This is a genomic window from Methyloligella sp. GL2, assembly GCF_013341275.1.
Lineage (GTDB): Bacteria > Pseudomonadota > Alphaproteobacteria > Rhizobiales > Methyloligellaceae > Methyloligella.
Window position 1 is genome coordinate 2835574 of the sequence record NZ_CP054476.1, and the last position, 15629, is coordinate 2851202.

A 15629-nucleotide genomic window follows, 5' to 3' on the forward strand; every position below is an offset into this window, starting at 1 on the left:
AGAGTTCCGTTGGAAATCGCATCTGCTGAATTCTGGGTCGGAATCTCCTTCCTTCTCTTCGTGGCCCTGGTGGTCTACCTGAAAGTGCCGCGGATGATGAACGCGGCGCTGGACAAGCGTGCCGAAGGCATCGCCGCCGATCTGGAAGAAGCCCGCTCCTTGCGGGAAGAAGCCGAATCGGTACTCGCCGATTACCGCCGCAAAGAGGCGGAGGCGATGAAGGAGGCCGAGGATATCGTGCAGCTCGCCAAGCGGGAGGCCGAATCCTACGCCGCCGAGACGCGCGCCAATATGAAAGAGCAGTTCGACCGCCGCACCAAGCTTGCGGAGGAGAAGATCGCACGGGCCGAAGCTCAGGCGGTGGCCGATGTGCGGACTGCTGCAGTGGAGGCGGCCGTCGGTGCCGCCCGCACGCTGGTCGCCGACAAGATGTCCGCCGACCAGGCCGACAAGCTGCTCAAAGACAGCATCGAATCGGTGAAATCGAAGCTGAACTAATCGGCTTTTTTTTTCGAGACGGTTTGACTAGAGGCGGCCGCTAAGCTGCCGCCTCAGCCTCTCTTCAGCGCCACGAAGATCTCGTAATCTTCCGGCCGCGTCCCGAGCGAAATCGGGAAGCTCACACTCCGAACAAGCGAGAAATACCCGGACGTCTGCCCGCCGGGTATGCTGGCGCTAACGCGCTCCTGCCTGGACGAAATCACCCGGTGATCGGCGTTGGTGACGCGAATCGAGACCGGGAAGCTGACCGAGGTCGAGCGTCCCTTCGGCCCAAGCAGCACGCGGCCCGAGATGCCGTAGCGCACGGTCATGCGGGTACCGGTGAGCTGGCAATCGCGCGACAGCTTGGTCAGCTCGCCGCGATAGACGATGTAGTTCGAATCGCCGGAATGGCCGCCCTGATAGACCGTCACCAGCCGGTCCTGCGGCCAGGCGACGACCTTCGGACAATGGGTCCCTGCCCCTTCGACAATGCCGGTATCGTATGAGGCCGGTGGCGGCGCGGCAGGGGCCGGCGCCTGAGCCGGAGCTGGTGCCTGGGTGCCAGCAGCGGTGGTGCCTTGGGCCGGTGGCAGCGGCGCATCGTTGGTCTCGGAGCTGAACGGGTTGGAGAAGCCGCCCATGGAGCAGCCGCCAAGCAGCAGCGGCAAAGCAAGCATGCAAGCCGCTCTCAACCTGGCCGGCCGGGCAGCGAACTCCCGGCGCACGCACCGATTTTGGGCAAAACGCGTCAACTTACCCCCGTGCTCGGCTTGACAGATACCGTCTCCACACCTGAAATGCCGCCAGTCGAAGCCAAAATTATGGCGGGCCGCCCGTGGAGCAATCATGCTTCAGCGGCTGCCAAATTAGCCGCAGCGCAAGGGGTTCACAAGAGCCCGCGACAGGCCCCGACGGGCCTTCTGATATTAACCTTTTCGAGGCCAATGGACGCCGAATTCCAAAGCCTTCGCCCTGCACCGCTTCCGCCGCTTACCATTTATCTGGCAGCGCCGCGGGGATTCTGCGCCGGCGTCGACCGGGCGATCCAGATCGTGGAGCTGGCGCTCGCCAAATATGGCGCGCCGGTCTATGTGCGCCACGAGATCGTGCATAACCGCTATGTGGTGGAGAACCTGCGGGCAAAGGGCGCGGTGTTCGTCGAGGCTTTGAGCGAAATTCCCGACACGGACGCGCCGGTGATCTTCTCCGCCCACGGAGTGCCCAAAGCGGTGCCGGAAGCGGCCAAGAAGCGGCAGATGTTCTATCTCGATGCCACCTGCCCGCTGGTCTCCAAGGTGCATGTCGAGGCGCAGCGACAATTCCTCGCCGGCTACGAGATCGTTCTGATCGGCCATGCCGACCATCCGGAGGTGATCGGCACTATGGGGCAATTGCCGGAAGGGGCAGTGGCGCTGATCGAGACGGTTGAGGACGCGGAACGCTTCCAGCCGAAAAACGCCGAGAAGCTCGCCTGCATCACGCAGACGACGCTTTCGGTGGACGATACCCGCGATATCGTCGCCACGCTGAAGACCCGTTTCCCGGCCCTGCTCACCCCGGCCAAGGACGATATCTGCTACGCCACCACCAACCGGCAGGATGCGGTGAAATCCATCGCACCGAACTGCGAGCGGATGATCGTGGTGGGCTCACCCAACAGCTCCAACTCCCAGCGCCTGGTGGAAGTGGCCGAGCGCGCCGGCTGTCCGCAGGCGGTGCTGCTGCAAGGGGCCGGCGAGATCGACTGGGCGATGTTCGAGGGAATCTCCAGCCTCGGCATCACCGCAGGCGCCTCGGCCCCGGAAATCCTGGTGGACGAGATCATCGACGCCTTCCGCGGCCGCTTCGACGCCACGGTGAAGACGGTGACGACGGCCGAGGAGAATATCGCCTTCAAGCTGCCGCGCGAGCTGCGCGAGGAGCCGGCGCTCTAGCATGGCGGTCTATACCGACGTTTCCGATTCCGAATTGAAGCCCTTCCTCTCCAGCTACGGCATGGAGCGGCTGATCTCGTTCAAAGGGATCGCCGAGGGGGTGGAAAACAGCAATTTCCTGGTGGAGACCGAAGCCGGCCGCTTCATCCTCACCCTGTACGAGAAGCGGGTGAACCCCGACGACCTGCCCTATTTCCTCGGCCTGATGGAGCATCTGGCCGCCAAAGGCATCTCCTGCCCGCTGCCGGTGCACGACAAGGCCGGCAACGCGCTGAAAGAGCTGGCAGGGCGGCCTGCCGTGCTGATCACCTTCCTGGAAGGGATTTCACCCAGGCGCCCGAGCATTGCCCAGTGCGAGGCGCTGGGCGCGGCGCTGGGCGCGTTTCATCTGGCCGGGGCCGACTTCCCGATGCAGCGGCAAAACGATCTGTCGCTTTCCGGCTGGGGACCGCTGTTCCAATCCATCGGCGATGACGCCGATACGATCCGACCCGGGCTTGCCGCCGAGATCCAGACCGAGCTCGATTATCTGTCGGCGCATTGGCCGGAGGACCTGCCGGAGGGGGTGATCCACGCCGATCTCTTCCCCGACAATGTGTTCTTCCTCGGCGATCTGGTCACCGGTCTGATCGACTTCTATTTCGCCTGCAACGATATGCTGGCTTACGACATCGTGATCTGTCTCAACGCCTGGTGCTTCGAGCCCGATGGCAGCTTCAACGTCACCAAGGGGCGCGCCATGCTGAAGGCCTATCAAGGCGTGCGGCCGATGCGCGACGAGGAGCTTGCCGCCCTGCCCGTTCTGGCGCGCGGCGCCTCGCTCCGCTTCTTGCTGACGCGGATCTACGACTGGATCAACACCGACGCGGATGCGCTGGTGCGGCCCAAGAAACCGGACGAATATTGGCGGAAGCTCGGCTTCCACCGCCAGGTCGGTTCGTTTCACGACTATGGGCTTTAGGGGTGAAGCCGGCGGTTCTGCCGGCAAAATGCGGCAAAGGAGACGATAGATGCCGGTGGTGGTCATCCACACGGACGGGGCGTGCTCGGGCAATCCCGGGCCCGGCGGCTGGGGTGCGATTTTGGAATCGGGCGAGCACCGCAAAGAGATCAAGGGCGGCGAAGCGCTGACCACCAATAACCGCATGGAGCTGACCGCGGCGCTGGAGGCGCTGAAGGCGCTGAAGAATCCCTCCACGGTCGAGCTCTATACCGACTCCAATTATTTGCGCGGCGGCATCACCGGCTGGATCCATGGCTGGAAGAAGAACGGCTGGAAGACCGCCGCCAAGAAGCCGGTGAAGAATGCCGAGCTGTGGCAGGCGCTGGACGAAGCCGCCGCCCGCCACAAGATCGAATGGCATTGGGTGAAGGGCCATGCCGGGCATGACGAAAACGAGCGCGCCGACGAACTGGCGCGCGAAGGCATGGCCCCGTATCTCGGCCGCTAGCTGCGCGCCGCTAGAGCACCTTCAACATGGCTTCCGCCGAGCTGACATCGGCTTCGCCCGGCGAATCCTCCACGCTCAGCTGCTCCACCACGCCGTCCTTGACCAACATGGCGTAGCGTTTGGAACGGGTGGCGAGGCCGAGGCCGCTGGCGTCGAAATCCATGCCGATCTTCTTGGTGAATTCGGCATTGCCATCGGCGAGGAAGGCGATCTTGCCCTTGCCGCCGGTGATATCGGCCCAGGCGTCGAGCACGAAGGCGTCATTCACCGCCAGGCAAGCGATGGTATCGACACCCTTCTCCTTGAACGCCTCGGCATGCTCGATGAAGCCGGGCAGATGGCGCAAGTGGCAGGTGGGGGTGAAGGCGCCAGGCACGGCGAACAGCACCACGGTCTTGCCGCCGAAGATCTCCGCAGTGGTCTTCGGCTCAGGTCCGTTTTCGCCCATCACAAAAAACGTGCTCTCCGGCAATTTGTCGCCAACCGCTATGGTCATGGTCTCCCCTCGATTCTTTTTTCATGTCGCAGCGCCGTTTTCGCCGGCGCGAAAGGCGGCAGCTTAGACGCATATCTCATCGAGACAAGGAGAGACCCGACTTGCGCTATTCGAAGCGCCAGCTCGCCTCGCGCGCGCCGCGATCGCCGACCAGCGTCAGGGTGAAGCGTTTGCCTTTCAGAGCCTCGGCCTCGTCCATGTCTTGGAATGCGACTGTGAAGCGCTTGGTTCCGCCATCGGAGCCAACCAACTCGGGCGGCGGCACATATTCGCCTTCCGCCTCAATATAGAGGTCGGTCCGTTCGGAATTTTTCGGGAAGTTCGCCTCGATCAGCAGCGTCGGCGTCTTGCCGCCAAGCTCCGGCGTCACCTTGACGATGGCCGGCAGCTTGCCTTGCGCTTGCGGCTTCGGCACCAGAGCAAGATAGCGGTCGAGCAGCATGGTGGTGCCCGAATCGGGCTTCGGCTCCGGCGGCAGTGCCATGGAAAGCTCGGCCTGATTGGGAATGCAGATATCCTTGCAGAGCCCGTATTCCATCTGCAGCTTCAGATCGACCGGCTCGGACGGGTCTTTCGGCGTCACCCGCAGAGGAAACACCACCTCGTTCTTGTAGCCATAGGAGATGCCGCCGGCCTCCTCGAAATTGCCGGGAGCCGGATAGAGCACGTCGACGGATTTGAGATTGCTCGAGCCGGACCAGTCGAAATAAGGCGGCACGCCCGAATCGCCCGGGTTGCGCCAATAGGTCTTCCAGCCGGGGTCGAGCCTGATCTGAATGCCGGCCCAGATGCTGTCGGCCCCCGACTCGACCGGCTTTCCGGAGATCAGGCGAAGGTCGGAATCGGCCGCGCTCACCCAAGGGGAGGCTGCGGCAAGTGCCGGCGCGGATTGGCAGAAACCCAAGCCAAGGAGTACTGCAATTGCCAGTGCGGCCGGCACGGCAAGACGGGGCTGGATGATGTCTAAGCTTAAGAACCGATTAGGCTTTTTCATAATCAACCTTGCCAGACGCGACCAGGATCGCGACATTTCTCTTGTGCAGGCAAACCTTGCGCTTTGCTCGGCCTGTGGCGGGCTTGGCGAGATTGCCCGATAGTCCATTGCCGCTTCACAAGGCGTAATGCCCAGCATAGTCTTTATGCAATGACAGACGAGATCACAGACGATCACAATCCGCGCAACGGATATCTCGACGGTCAGCTTCTGATAGCGATGCCCGCCATGGGCGATCCACGCTTTTCCCGCGCCGTGATCTATATGTGCGCACATTCGGGCGACGGTGCGATGGGAATCGTGATCAATCAGCGCGCCCCGCATATCGACTTTTCCGACCTGCTCGACCAGCTCGAGATCACCCCGGCGGATCAGCGCATCTCGTTGCCGAGCCTTTCGCCCTCCTCGATGGCGGTGCATCTGGGCGGACCGGTTGAGACCGGGCGCGGCTTCGTGCTGCATAGCTCCGATTACTTCAAGGCCGAGAGCACGCTTCCGATCGATGAGGGCGTGTGCCTGACGGCGACGGTCGATATCTTGCGCGATATCGCCGCCGGTTCGGGGCCGGACAAGGCGCTTTTGGCGCTGGGCTATGCCGGCTGGGCGCCGGGGCAGCTTGAGAGCGAGATCCATGCCAATGGCTGGCTGCATTGCGATGCCGATGCGGAGCTATTGTTCGCCCCCGATATCGAGCAGAAATACGAGCTGGCGCTACAGCGGATCGGCGTCGACGTCTCGCGTCTTGCCAGCGAGTCCGGTCACGCCTGAGGCGTCGAAGGGGCGCTGTCGGGCGGGCCTTGCATCGGCTCATGTCCCGTAGCTGCTGCCGAGCTTTGGGTATGCGGCTCTGGCGCCTGCGCTCCCCCTGCCCCATTCGAACCGTTGCCATTGCCATTTCCGGTGCCGGCCATCTTGGCACGCCGCCGGCCGCCTTTGGCCTTATGGCTGGCCAGCGCATGCAGCAGCGCCGCCACCTGCTTCACCGACATCGGCTCGCCGTAATAGAAGCCCTGGCCGTATTCGCAGTCCAGATCGCGCAAGTGCGCGGCGTGGTCCTCCGACTCGATACCTTCGGCCACCACCTCTTTGCCGAGATCGTGGGCGAGCATGATGATCGATTTCAGGATCAGCGGGCTGGTGCCGTCGAGGCCGCCGTCGCGCACCAGAGATTTGTCGATCTTGATGGTGTCGCACGGGAAGCGGTGCAGATAGCTGAGCGAGGAATAGCCGGTGCCGAAATCGTCGAGCGCGACGCGGGCGCCGAAATTGCGCAGCCAGTCCAGGAGCTCCACCGCGCGTTCCGGATTTTCCATCAGCAGAGATTCGGTGATCTCCAGGCGCAGCGTGCCGGGCGGCACCACGTCGCTGGCCAGGAGATGGCGGATATCCTGCACCAGATCCTGGCGGAACAGCTGGCGGCTGGAGACATTGACGGAGACGAAGAGCGGGTCACGCTCGCGCGGCAGCGCCTTGTGCCAGAAGGCGGCCTGCTCCAGCGCCTGTTTCAGCACATAGCTGCCGAGCTCGACGATCAGCCCGGTCTCCTCGGCCATCGGGATGAAATCGTCGGCACCGAGGCGGCCCCGGGTCGGATGGTCCCAGCGCAATAGCGCCTCGAAGCCGGCGAGCTGATTATTGGCGATGCGGGTGATCGGCTGATAGACGACGGCGATCTGCTTGCGCTCGATGGCGCGGCGGAGATCGCTCTCCAGGGGAAGCTGGCCTTCCTCCTCGCTGCGGCTCGCCGGATTGAAGATCTCGATGCGGTCGGCGCCGGCGCGTTTGGCCTGCAGCATGGCGATCTCGCCCTCGCGCAGGAAATCCTGGGCAGTGTCGTGGGTGCCGTCATGCACCACGATGCCGATTGACGCGGTGAGCACGATCTCCTTGCCGTCGATCTTCATCGGCGTCCTGAGCGAGCGCCGCACCCTGTCGGCCAGCATGGCGACGTTGCGCGGATCGATCTCGGAAATCAGCATAATGGCGAACTGGTCGCCGCCGAGACGGGCGAGCGTATCTTGCGGGTTGAGATGGCGCTGCAGACGGCGGGCCAGGGTCAGCAGCATGGTATCGCCGGTGACCAGCCCGAGGCTCTGATTGACGTTCCGGAAGCGGTCGATATCGATGAAGATGATGGTCGGGCGGTTGCCTTGCGCCTCTTTCATCCGGGTGATGGCGCCTTGCAGCCGGTCCATGAACAGCTCGCGGTTGGGCAGGCCGGTCAGATGGTCGTGCACCGAATCGTGCATCAGCCGCTCGTGGGAGCGCTTGATGCCGGTGACGTCGCGCAGCAGGCCGACGCAGCGGAGCAGCCGCGGATTGTCGCTCTCCGGCGCATGGCCGCGCAGCTCGTACCACAGATAGGTGCCGTCATGGCGGCGCAGGCGGAAGTCGAGATCGATATCGCCGCCATGGTTCTCCTGCAGCGACATCAAGGTGAGACGGAAACGCTCGCGGTCGCCGGGGTGCATATGGCCGATGAATTGATCCAGCGTGCCGTTGAGGCTGCCCGGGGGCAGACCCAGCGTCTCCTCGATCTCGACGCTGACGCTGACCTCCTCGGCGCCGCTGCTCCACTGCCAGATGGCGGAGCCGGAGCTGTCGACGGCCAGCGCCTTGAGCTGCGACTGGGTGAGCGGGCCGAGCTGGGCGACGGGGCCTGAGCGGAAGGCGAACTGGGTGACCGAGAAGCCGAGCAGCACCAGGATCAGCACCAGACCGGCGAGGAAGCCCGATAAAGCGAGATCGCCCTGAAGCTGACCAATCACGATCATGCCGGCGCCGAACATCCAGACCAGGAACAACAACCAGGTCGGGATCAGCGCCAAAGCGCGGTCCTGGCCGCGCAGCGCCAGATAGAAGACTAGCCCGGTGCCGATGGCAGCGAGCGGGATGCAGGACATCCGCGTCAGTCCGGCGGCGATCTCCGGATCGATGACAGCGAAGATGACGAGCCCGAATTGCAGAGCGATCCAGCCCCAGAACACGGAGCGGATCCAGTTATGCCAAAGGCCGATGCGCAGGAAAGTGTAGAGGAACAGCACGATGGAGGCGACGAGGCCGGCTTCGGCGGCGGCGCGGTAGACGGCGGTACGCTCCACGGAGATGGGGAACAGCTTGTTCCAGAATCCGAAATCGACGCAGAGATAAGCGAGGCCCGCCCAGGCGACCAGCGCGGTCGCCGGGAAGATCGCGCGGTGGTTGGCGGCGAAGATCGCGGTCAGGAAGATGGCGAGCACGCCGGCGATGCCGAGCAGCACGCCGTTGAACAGCATGCGGTCCTGCTGCTTGTTCTGATAGGCCTCCGGGTCCCAGAGCGACATGCGCGGCACGTCCTTGGAGGCGAGCTCGGCGGCAAAGGTGATGGTCTGGCCGGGCTCCAGGCTGACGCGGAAGATATCGGCGCGGTTATTGGGCACCCGCTCCGGCTTGAAGCCCAAGGACGGGGTGACGGCGCTGACGCGGTCGGAATCGAGCTCGGGCCAATAGAGGCCGGAATTGGTCAGGCTGTAGCGCGGCGCGATCAGCCAGCGAACCATGCGCTGTTTGGTCGGGTTGGCCAGGGCGAAGACCAGCCAGCTCGGGCTGGTGCCGGGTGTGGCGGCCTGGATCGCCATGCGGCCGACATAGCCGTCCTGCCCGGGCGCGGTCTCGATCTGCAGCCGGTCGCCTTCCGCCTCGTGCAGCTCGGCCAGCGAGGTGACGTCGATACGGACATAGTTCGGGTTGACGGTGATGGCATCGACGGCAAGGGCCGGCGCAGCGGCGAACAGAATGGCGATCAGCGCGAATAGCAACAGCAGGACTCGTGCAGCGGCGAAATGCGCGCCAGCGGCCGCCTCCGGAAGGCGGTCCGGCCGCATCGCGGCCAGGGCCCGGCGTCTTCGGTCGGCCGCATGAGCTGTGCCAGAGGCGTTCACGTCTGCACTCTTTCCCCTTGCTTCATCGGTCCGAAGCGCGCCCTAAAGGCGTTCGTCCGTATCAAGCAGCGCGTAGAGCAGGTGATCCTGCCATTCGCCGTTGATGCGTAAGTAGCGGCGCGCAAATCCCTCCTGCTTGAACCCGGTTTTCTCCAAGAGTCTCTTGGAGGGGGTATTGTTCGGCAGGCACGCCGCCTCAAGCCGGTGCAGGTCAAGCGAGTCGAATACAAACGGAATAACAGCCCGCACCGCCTCTGTCATGTAACCGCGGCGTGCGTATGGGGCGCCGGTCCAGTACCCAAGCGTGCAAGCCTGGGTCACCCCGCGGCGCACATTGCAAAGGGTCAGCCCGCCGACCAGCTCTTCGGTCTCGTTGCTGAAGACGAACAGCGCATAGCCCATATCCTCGCGGAGATCGCGCAGGTAGTGGCGCACGCGGCGGCGGTAAGACGAGCGGCCGAGCTCGTCCGGCGCCCAAAGCGGCTCCCAGGGCCGCAAGAATTCATAGCTTTGACTGCGCAATTCCGCCCAGGCCGGATAATCGCCCATCTGCGGGGTGCGGAGGGTGACCCGCTCATTGCGGATGACGGGGCCGATATCGCTGGAACTGGCGGGACGCAGCAGCGCCATCTGAAATGCTCCCCTTACGCCGCCCGGCTCGGCGGCGATACGAATTGCGCGGCGACCGCATCGAAGCGCTTCTGATTGCCGACCGGGCCGACAGTGGCGAGGCTGAGCGGCGAGGCCAGAAGCTTCTCCGCCTGGCGGCGCACATCCTCCAGGCTGACCGCCTCGATGCGCTCGATCGCCTCGTCGTTGGGAATGGTGCGGCCGAGCACCAGAAGCTGGCGGGCGAGCTGATCTGCGCGGGCACCGGAGCTTTCCAGCGCGGTCAACAGCCCCATCTTCACCTGGGCGCGGACCCGGGCCAGCTCGTCCTCGTGGAAGCCTTCCTCGGCGCCGCGCACGATCTCCTCGCGCAGCACCGCGAAGAGCTGGTCGGCGCGCTCGGGGCCGGTCGCGGCGTAGATGTTGAACAGCCCGCCATCGGAGAGCCCGTAGGCATAGGCGAAGACGGAATAACAGAGGCCGCGTTTCTCGCGCACCTCCTGGAACAGGCGCGAGGACATGCCGCCGCCGAGCAGCGCGGCGAGCATCTGCATCTTGAAGTAGTCTTCATGCAGGAAGGCCGGCGCCTCGAAGCTCAGGGCGAGATGGCTCTGCTCGAAGGATTTCTGCGAGCTGCGGATGCCGCCGACATAATGGGCCGCTTCCGGCTCTCCAGCAGGGCTCGCCTCGACGCCACCGAAATAGCGCTCCGCAAGCGCCAGGAAGGCCGCGTGATCGACGGCGCCGGCGGCGGCGAGCACCATGCTCGGGCCGTGATAATGGGCGGTGAGATAGCGGCTGAGATCTTCGCGGGTGAAGCGCGAGACGCTCGCGCTGGTGCCGAGGATCGGGCGCCCCATGGGCTGGTCGGGATAGGCCGCCTCCTGCACCAGATCGAACACGGTGTCGTCGGGCGAATCCAGCGAAGCGGCGATCTCCTGCAGGATGACGTCGCGTTCGCGGGCCAGCTCCAGCTCGTCGAAACGGGCATTGAGCAGGATATCGCTCAAGATATCCATGGCCAGCGGCACGTCCTGACGCATCACCCGGGCATGATAGGCGGTGCTGTCGACGGCGGTGGCGGCGTTGAGATCACCGCCGACGGCCTCGATCTCCTCGGCGATATCGCGCGCCGAACGGCGGGCGGTGCCCTTGAAGGCCATATGCTCCAGGAAATGCGCCACGCCGTGCTCGGCCAAGGTTTCGCTACGGCTGCCGGCACCGATCCACACGCCGAGCGAGACGGTCTCGATCCCCGGCATCGCCGCGGTGACCACGGTGATGCCGTTGGCGAGCTTTGAAACGGACGGGGTCACGCGCCGGCCTCCGCGGATTGCGCGGCGCGGGCATTGGAAGCGATGTAATCGGCGACGGTCTGGAAATCGGGCGGCAGCGTCTCGCAGCGCTCCTCTTCGCCGAGCCGATCGATCAGCCGCTGGGGCTGCTCGGGGATCCGGCCGGTGGCGCGCTCCACCGCATCGGGGAACTTGGCGGCATCGGCGGTCGATAGGATCACCATCGGGATGGTGGTGTTGCCCTCGTCGCGGGCGCGGCGCTCGTCCAGGGCCGAGGCGATGGCGACGGCGGTATGGGGATCGATCAGCACGCCAGTCTTGCGGTAGAGGCGGCCGATGGTCTCTTCGACCTCGGCTTCCGGAATGCTGTAAGCGCCGAAGACCTGTTTCAGGCGTGCCAGCTCGCTGGCGCTCATCTGCAATTTCCCCGTCTCCTGCAGCTCCTGCATGAGCGTCCTGATGCGCGCGTCGTCCCGATCGACAAGCTCGAACAGCAAGCGCTCGAAATTGCTCGCTAGCTGGATATCCATGCTGGGGCTAGTCGTCGCGACAACGTTTCGCGGCTCGTAGATTCCGGTCGCGAAAGCGCGCGGAAGACTGTCGTTGAGGTTCGTGGCAACAACGAGGCGGTTGATCGGCAGGCCCATCCGCTTCGCCGCATAACCTGCGAAGATATCGCCGAAATTCCCGGTGGGCACGGTATAGGAGAGCGGTCGCCACGGAGCGCCCAAGGCCACGGCCGAGGTGAAGTAGTAGACGATCTGAGCGACGATGCGGGCCCAGTTGATGGAGTTGACGCCGGTCAGCTTCAGCCGGTCGCGCAAGGGCAGATCGTTGAACAGGGATTTCACGATCGACTGGCAGTCGTCGAAGGTGCCTTCCACCGCGATGTTGAACACATTGGCGTCGGGGACCGTGGTCATTTGCCGCCGCTGGATGTCGGTGACCCGGCCCTTGGGATGCAGGATGAAGACGTCGATCGCCTCGCGGCCGCGGAAGGCCTCGATGGCCGCCGCCCCGGTATCGCCGGAAGTGGCGCCGAGCACGGTGGCGCGCTGGCCGCTGCGGAGCAGCGCCCGGTCCATGAAGCGGGCCACCACCTGCATAGCGAGGTCCTTGAACGCCAGGGTCGGACCGTGGAACAGCTCCAAAATCCAGAGCTTCGGGGTGATCTGGCGGAGCGGCGTGACGGCCGGATGGGCGAATTGCGCATAGGCCTCATCGATCACCTCGCGCAGATCGTCCAGGCAGGGATCGCCCTGCAGATAGGGCGCCATGACGCGGTAGGCAACTTCGGTATAGTCGAGCCCAGCGAGGCCGGCGATGTCGTCCTCTGAGAAGTGCGGCCAGGTTTCCGGCATATAGAGACCGCCGTCGCGGGCGAGCCCGGCCAGAAGCGCGCCTTCGAAAGACAAGGATGGGGCCTCGCCCCGGGTACTGAAATATTTCACGGGCAACCTCGAAAAGGGGCGCTACGAGCGGCGCAAACCCAAGCAAATTTATTGGGGCGAAACTACGCGCCGGAGGCTTTTCCCGCAAGGAATTGCGCCGCTATTTGCGTGGTTTGCGTTAAGCCTCGCCGTCCGGGTCCAGCGGCTTGCCGCGTAGCACGCTCCAGCCATAGATCACGAACACCACGGCGAGCGCGGCCGCCATGGAGAACCAGGTCAGCGCATATTGCAGGTGGTTGTTGGGCAAGGCGAGATCGGTCTGACCGCCCTTCGGCCAGCCGCCGGGAATGTCGCTCGCCTCGGCATCGACAAAAAAGGGCGCGATTTCCGGCGGACTGCCGGCATAGGCGGGATAGATCGCAGCTGTGAGCGCGGTCATGTCGCGCCAGTACCAGCGATCCGCCTCGGGGTCGTTTTCCGGGGTGAAATAGCCTTTCGGGCGCGGCTTGCGCACCAAGCCGATCACCTCGGTCTCGCCTTCGATTTCGCCTTTTTCGCGGGATTTTGGGGCCTTCAGGGCGTTGGGCACATAGCCGCGGTCGACCAGCACGACGGGGCCGCCCTCCTCGCGGAACGGGGTGAGGACATGCCAGCCGGGCTTGCCGCCCTCAGAGATGGCGTAGATCTGACGCTCTCGGGCATTGTCGTAGCGGCCTCGCAGCTTGACCCGCAGATATTCGATGTCCTCGCCGTCGGCGGCCCGCGCCAGCGCTACGTCGAGCGGCACGGGCGGGGCATGGACGCGGGTGTCGATCTGGGCTAGCAAGCCCTGCTTCCACTCCAAACGGTGGAGCTGCCAAAACCCGAGCCAGAGCAGAAGCCCGAACACGGGCACCATGAAAAGGAAGAACCAAATCAGCCGCTTGCCGCCTTTGGGCGGGCGCGGCGGATATTGCGAAGAGGCCGCCATCTAGTCCTTATGCAGCTTGCCTTCGGCGGCTTCATGGCGGAACTGAAGTGCGACCAGAAGCCCCTTCAGCGGCCGCAGCATGCCGATCGGCAAGATGATGGCCAGCGGTCCCCAAAGCAGCGCATGCAGCCAATAGGGCGGCTGGTAGACGAGCTCCACGAAGAGCGCCGCGCCGACGATAATGAAGCCGGTGATGATCATCACGAAGATGGCGGGGCCATCGCCCGCATCGGCGAAGGAGAAATCGCGGCCGCAGACGTCGCAGCTCTTTTTCAGATCGAGAAAGCCGGTGAACAGCGATCCCTCGCCGCAATCGGGACAGCGTCCGCGAAGACCGCGCCAGATGGTGAGGCCCGTGGAGGCAGGCGCGCCAGCGTGGCTTTTGGCGGCTTTGGACGATGTGCTGGTCATGCTGGGCAGCGAAACCTCATCTTGGAACGAAAAGGGGCGGCCGTATCGGCCGCCCCCTGAAGCCTGGGTTTGTTATAGCCTAGTGGGCCGGATAGTTGGAACCCGCACCCCAGATGTAGATCGTCGTGAACAGGAACAGCCACACGACGTCGACGAAGTGCCAGTACCAGGCGGCGGCCTCGAAGCCGAAATGCCGCTGCGGCGTGAAATCGCCCTTGATAGCGCGCCACAGCATTACCGCCAGGAAGATGGTGCCGACGATGACATGGAAGCCGTGGAAGCCGGTGGCCATGAAGAAGGTCGAACCATAGATGTGGTGCGAGAAGCCGAAGCCGGCATGGCCGTATTCGAACATCTGGCCTGCGGTAAACAGGATGCCCAGGACGACCGTGGCAAGAAGGCCGCGGATCAGGCCCTTGCGGTTGCCTTCGATCAGGCAGTGATGGGCGTAGGTGACCGTGGTGCCCGAGAGCAGCAGGATCAGCGTGTTGACCAGCGGCAGGCCCCACGGGTTGAAGGTGTTGGCGAACCAGCCAAGCCCCGCGACATCGGTATCGACGCTCGGAATCGGCGGCCATTCGCCCCCGGTCACCGCGGTGCGGGCGTAGGTCACCGCATCGTCCGGATAGAGGGCAACGTCGAAATAGGCCCAGAACCAGGCGACGAAGAACATCACCTCAGAGGCAATGAACAAGATCATGCCGTAGCGCATATGGAGCTGCACCACGGGAGAATGCTCGCCTCGGCGCCCCTCTTTCAGGACATCGCCCCACCAGGCAATCATGGTGAAGAGGACGAGGATCAGACCCGGCAAGATCCACAGTGCTTCGGGCTCACCTGCCTTCTTGGTGATGAAATACTGCAGCGCACCGAGGGCCAGAACGAAGGCGGCGATAGAACCGACAATCGGCCACGGGCTCGGGTTGAGGATATGGTAGTCGTGTTGTTTGGCGTGTGTGTCAGCCATTATTGCTCTCTCCGTTCGTCTCCCTAAACGAGGCGCACACGCCTCCCCCTTTACTCTTCTTCGTTACGAGCCGGAACGTTCCTCGGCGCCGGTATTGGGCGCCTTGGCCAGGCCCTGATCGTTGTCGTCGCGATAGAACGTATAGGACAGAGTAATATCCTGGATATTCTTGGTGTCGTCATCCTCCAGGAAGGCCGGATCGATAAAAAACGTCACCGGCATTTCCTGGCTCTGTCCCGGCTCCAGGCGCTGCTGGGTAAAGCAGAAGCACTGAACCTTGTTGAAGTAGCTCGCCGCCGTGCCCGGCGCCACGTTGAAGATGGCGGTGCCGACAACTGGCTTGTCGGATGTGTTGGTGGCCTTGAAGAAGGCGAGATTGCTGGCCCCGATCTGGACCGTCATCTCCTTTTGCACCGGCTCGAATTTCCACGGCAGGCCGGTGGCGACATTGCCGTCGAAGCGGACGCGGACGGTCTTGTCGGAGACCTGGTCGACGCCCGGAGCGGCATTGGCGCGGCGCGGCGTGCCGTCATAGCCGGTCTGCTGGCAGAAGATGCGATAGAGCGGCACGGCGGCAAAGGACAGCCCGACCATGCCGGCAACGAGACCGGCAAGAGTCAGCGCGACGATACCGTGACGGGCGGGCTTGGCGCCGCTCGCCGGTGTCTCGCTTCTGTTGGGCTCTTTGCCGACCATTCCTTCAGGCCT

At 64.0% G+C, this 15629-nt stretch carries 16 protein-coding genes; 5 read left to right on the top strand and 11 right to left on the bottom strand.

Annotated features, from left to right (window positions below):
- Positions 1–9: 9 nt before the first annotated feature.
- Positions 10–498, top strand: a complete 489-nt coding sequence (locus tag HT051_RS13215) for an ATP F0F1 synthase subunit B (protein WP_208454328.1) — start codon at positions 10–12, stop codon at positions 496–498.
- 53 nt (positions 499–551) lie between these two features.
- Here the strand turns inward: HT051_RS13215 and HT051_RS13220 are convergent, their stop codons facing one another.
- Positions 552–1160 (bottom strand): hypothetical protein, encoded by a 609-nt coding sequence (locus tag HT051_RS13220; protein WP_174542466.1) that lies wholly within the window; start codon positions 1158–1160, stop codon positions 552–554.
- 267 nt (positions 1161–1427) lie between these two features.
- On the opposite strand from HT051_RS13220, the gene ispH reads away from it, so the two are divergent.
- From ispH to rnhA, 3 genes are read left to right on the top strand one after another with little or no spacing between them, the layout of a single operon-like run.
- Positions 1428–2417 (top strand): 4-hydroxy-3-methylbut-2-enyl diphosphate reductase, encoded by a 990-nt coding sequence (gene ispH / locus HT051_RS13225; protein ID WP_174542467.1) that lies wholly within the window; start codon positions 1428–1430, stop codon positions 2415–2417.
- Position 2418: 1 nt separating this feature from the next.
- Complete coding sequence (gene thrB / locus HT051_RS13230) at positions 2419–3378, top strand: homoserine kinase (protein ID WP_174542468.1); 960 nt, start codon at positions 2419–2421, stop codon at positions 3376–3378.
- A gap of 49 nt (positions 3379–3427) precedes the next feature.
- Positions 3428–3868 carry a ribonuclease HI gene (gene rnhA, locus HT051_RS13235; RefSeq protein WP_174542469.1) on the top strand — a complete coding sequence of 147 codons (441 nt, stop codon included), beginning with the start codon at positions 3428–3430 and terminating at the stop codon, positions 3866–3868.
- A gap of 10 nt (positions 3869–3878) precedes the next feature.
- On the opposite strand, the gene HT051_RS13240 is transcribed toward rnhA, so the two are convergent.
- Together HT051_RS13240 and HT051_RS13245 are read right to left on the bottom strand one after the other, a co-directional pair.
- Entirely contained in the window at positions 3879–4364 is a 486-nt protein-coding gene (locus HT051_RS13240; RefSeq protein ID WP_174542470.1) for a peroxiredoxin, read from the bottom strand.
- Between the two features lie 106 nt (positions 4365–4470).
- On the bottom strand, positions 4471–5220 hold the full coding sequence (locus tag HT051_RS13245; RefSeq protein ID WP_174542471.1) for a protein-disulfide reductase DsbD domain-containing protein: 750 nt from the start codon (positions 5218–5220) through the stop codon (positions 4471–4473).
- A 288-nt stretch (positions 5221–5508) separates the two neighbouring features.
- Between HT051_RS13245 and HT051_RS13250 the strand changes: the two genes are divergently transcribed.
- Positions 5509–6126, top strand: a complete 618-nt coding sequence (locus HT051_RS13250) for a YqgE/AlgH family protein (protein ID WP_174542472.1) — start codon at positions 5509–5511, stop codon at positions 6124–6126.
- On the opposite strand, the gene HT051_RS13255 is transcribed toward HT051_RS13250, so the two are convergent.
- The 8 genes from HT051_RS13255 to HT051_RS13290 form a co-directional block, all read right to left on the bottom strand.
- Positions 6117–9221 (bottom strand): EAL domain-containing protein, encoded by a 3105-nt coding sequence (locus tag HT051_RS13255; RefSeq protein ID WP_174542473.1) that lies wholly within the window; start codon positions 9219–9221, stop codon positions 6117–6119. The genes HT051_RS13250 and HT051_RS13255 overlap by 10 nt on opposite strands.
- A 99-nt stretch (positions 9222–9320) precedes the next feature.
- A complete protein-coding gene (locus HT051_RS13260; RefSeq protein ID WP_174542474.1) occupies positions 9321–9908 on the bottom strand; it encodes a GNAT family N-acetyltransferase in 588 nt (195 codons plus the stop codon).
- A 14-nt stretch (positions 9909–9922) separates the two neighbouring features.
- Positions 9923–11203, bottom strand: a complete 1281-nt coding sequence (locus tag HT051_RS13265; RefSeq protein ID WP_174542475.1) for a pitrilysin family protein — start codon at positions 11201–11203, stop codon at positions 9923–9925.
- Positions 11200–12633 carry a threonine synthase gene (gene thrC, locus HT051_RS13270; RefSeq protein WP_174542476.1) on the bottom strand — a complete coding sequence of 478 codons (1434 nt, stop codon included), beginning with the start codon at positions 12631–12633 and terminating at the stop codon, positions 11200–11202. The genes HT051_RS13265 and thrC overlap by 4 nt, the downstream gene beginning before the upstream one ends.
- A 118-nt stretch (positions 12634–12751) precedes the next feature.
- Positions 12752–13543, bottom strand: a complete 792-nt coding sequence (locus HT051_RS13275) for an SURF1 family protein (RefSeq protein WP_174542477.1) — start codon at positions 13541–13543, stop codon at positions 12752–12754.
- Positions 13544–13954 (bottom strand): DUF983 domain-containing protein, encoded by a 411-nt coding sequence (locus tag HT051_RS13280; RefSeq protein WP_174542478.1) that lies wholly within the window; start codon positions 13952–13954, stop codon positions 13544–13546.
- A 79-nt stretch (positions 13955–14033) separates the two neighbouring features.
- Positions 14034–14921 (bottom strand): cytochrome c oxidase subunit 3, encoded by an 888-nt coding sequence (locus HT051_RS13285; protein WP_174542479.1) that lies wholly within the window; start codon positions 14919–14921, stop codon positions 14034–14036.
- A gap of 63 nt (positions 14922–14984) precedes the next feature.
- A complete protein-coding gene (locus HT051_RS13290; RefSeq protein ID WP_174542480.1) occupies positions 14985–15617 on the bottom strand; it encodes a cytochrome c oxidase assembly protein in 633 nt (210 codons plus the stop codon).
- Positions 15618–15629: the final 12 nt, after the last annotated feature.

What these genes read in the sequence shown, in the direction of transcription:
- HT051_RS13220 (WP_174542466.1), bottom strand. Translation starts at nt 1,160, where the DNA reads ATGCTTGCTTTGCCGCTGCTGCTTGGCGGCTGCTCCATGGGCGGCTTC.
- ispH (WP_174542467.1), top strand. Translation starts at nt 1,428, where the DNA reads ATGGACGCCGAATTCCAAAGCCTTCGCCCTGCACCGCTTCCGCCGCTT.
- thrB (WP_174542468.1), top strand. Translation starts at nt 2,419, where the DNA reads ATGGCGGTCTATACCGACGTTTCCGATTCCGAATTGAAGCCCTTCCTC.
- rnhA (WP_174542469.1), top strand. Translation starts at nt 3,428, where the DNA reads ATGCCGGTGGTGGTCATCCACACGGACGGGGCGTGCTCGGGCAATCCC.
- HT051_RS13240 (WP_174542470.1), bottom strand. Translation starts at nt 4,364, where the DNA reads ATGACCATAGCGGTTGGCGACAAATTGCCGGAGAGCACGTTTTTTGTG.
- HT051_RS13250 (WP_174542472.1), top strand. Translation starts at nt 5,509, where the DNA reads ATGACAGACGAGATCACAGACGATCACAATCCGCGCAACGGATATCTC.
- HT051_RS13255 (WP_174542473.1), bottom strand. Translation starts at nt 9,221, where the DNA reads ATGCGGCCGGACCGCCTTCCGGAGGCGGCCGCTGGCGCGCATTTCGCC.
- HT051_RS13260 (WP_174542474.1), bottom strand. Translation starts at nt 9,908, where the DNA reads ATGGCGCTGCTGCGTCCCGCCAGTTCCAGCGATATCGGCCCCGTCATC.
- HT051_RS13275 (WP_174542477.1), bottom strand. Translation starts at nt 13,543, where the DNA reads ATGGCGGCCTCTTCGCAATATCCGCCGCGCCCGCCCAAAGGCGGCAAG.
- HT051_RS13280 (WP_174542478.1), bottom strand. Translation starts at nt 13,954, where the DNA reads ATGACCAGCACATCGTCCAAAGCCGCCAAAAGCCACGCTGGCGCGCCT.
- HT051_RS13285 (WP_174542479.1), bottom strand. Translation starts at nt 14,921, where the DNA reads ATGGCTGACACACACGCCAAACAACACGACTACCATATCCTCAACCCG.
- HT051_RS13290 (WP_174542480.1), bottom strand. Translation starts at nt 15,617, where the DNA reads ATGGTCGGCAAAGAGCCCAACAGAAGCGAGACACCGGCGAGCGGCGCC.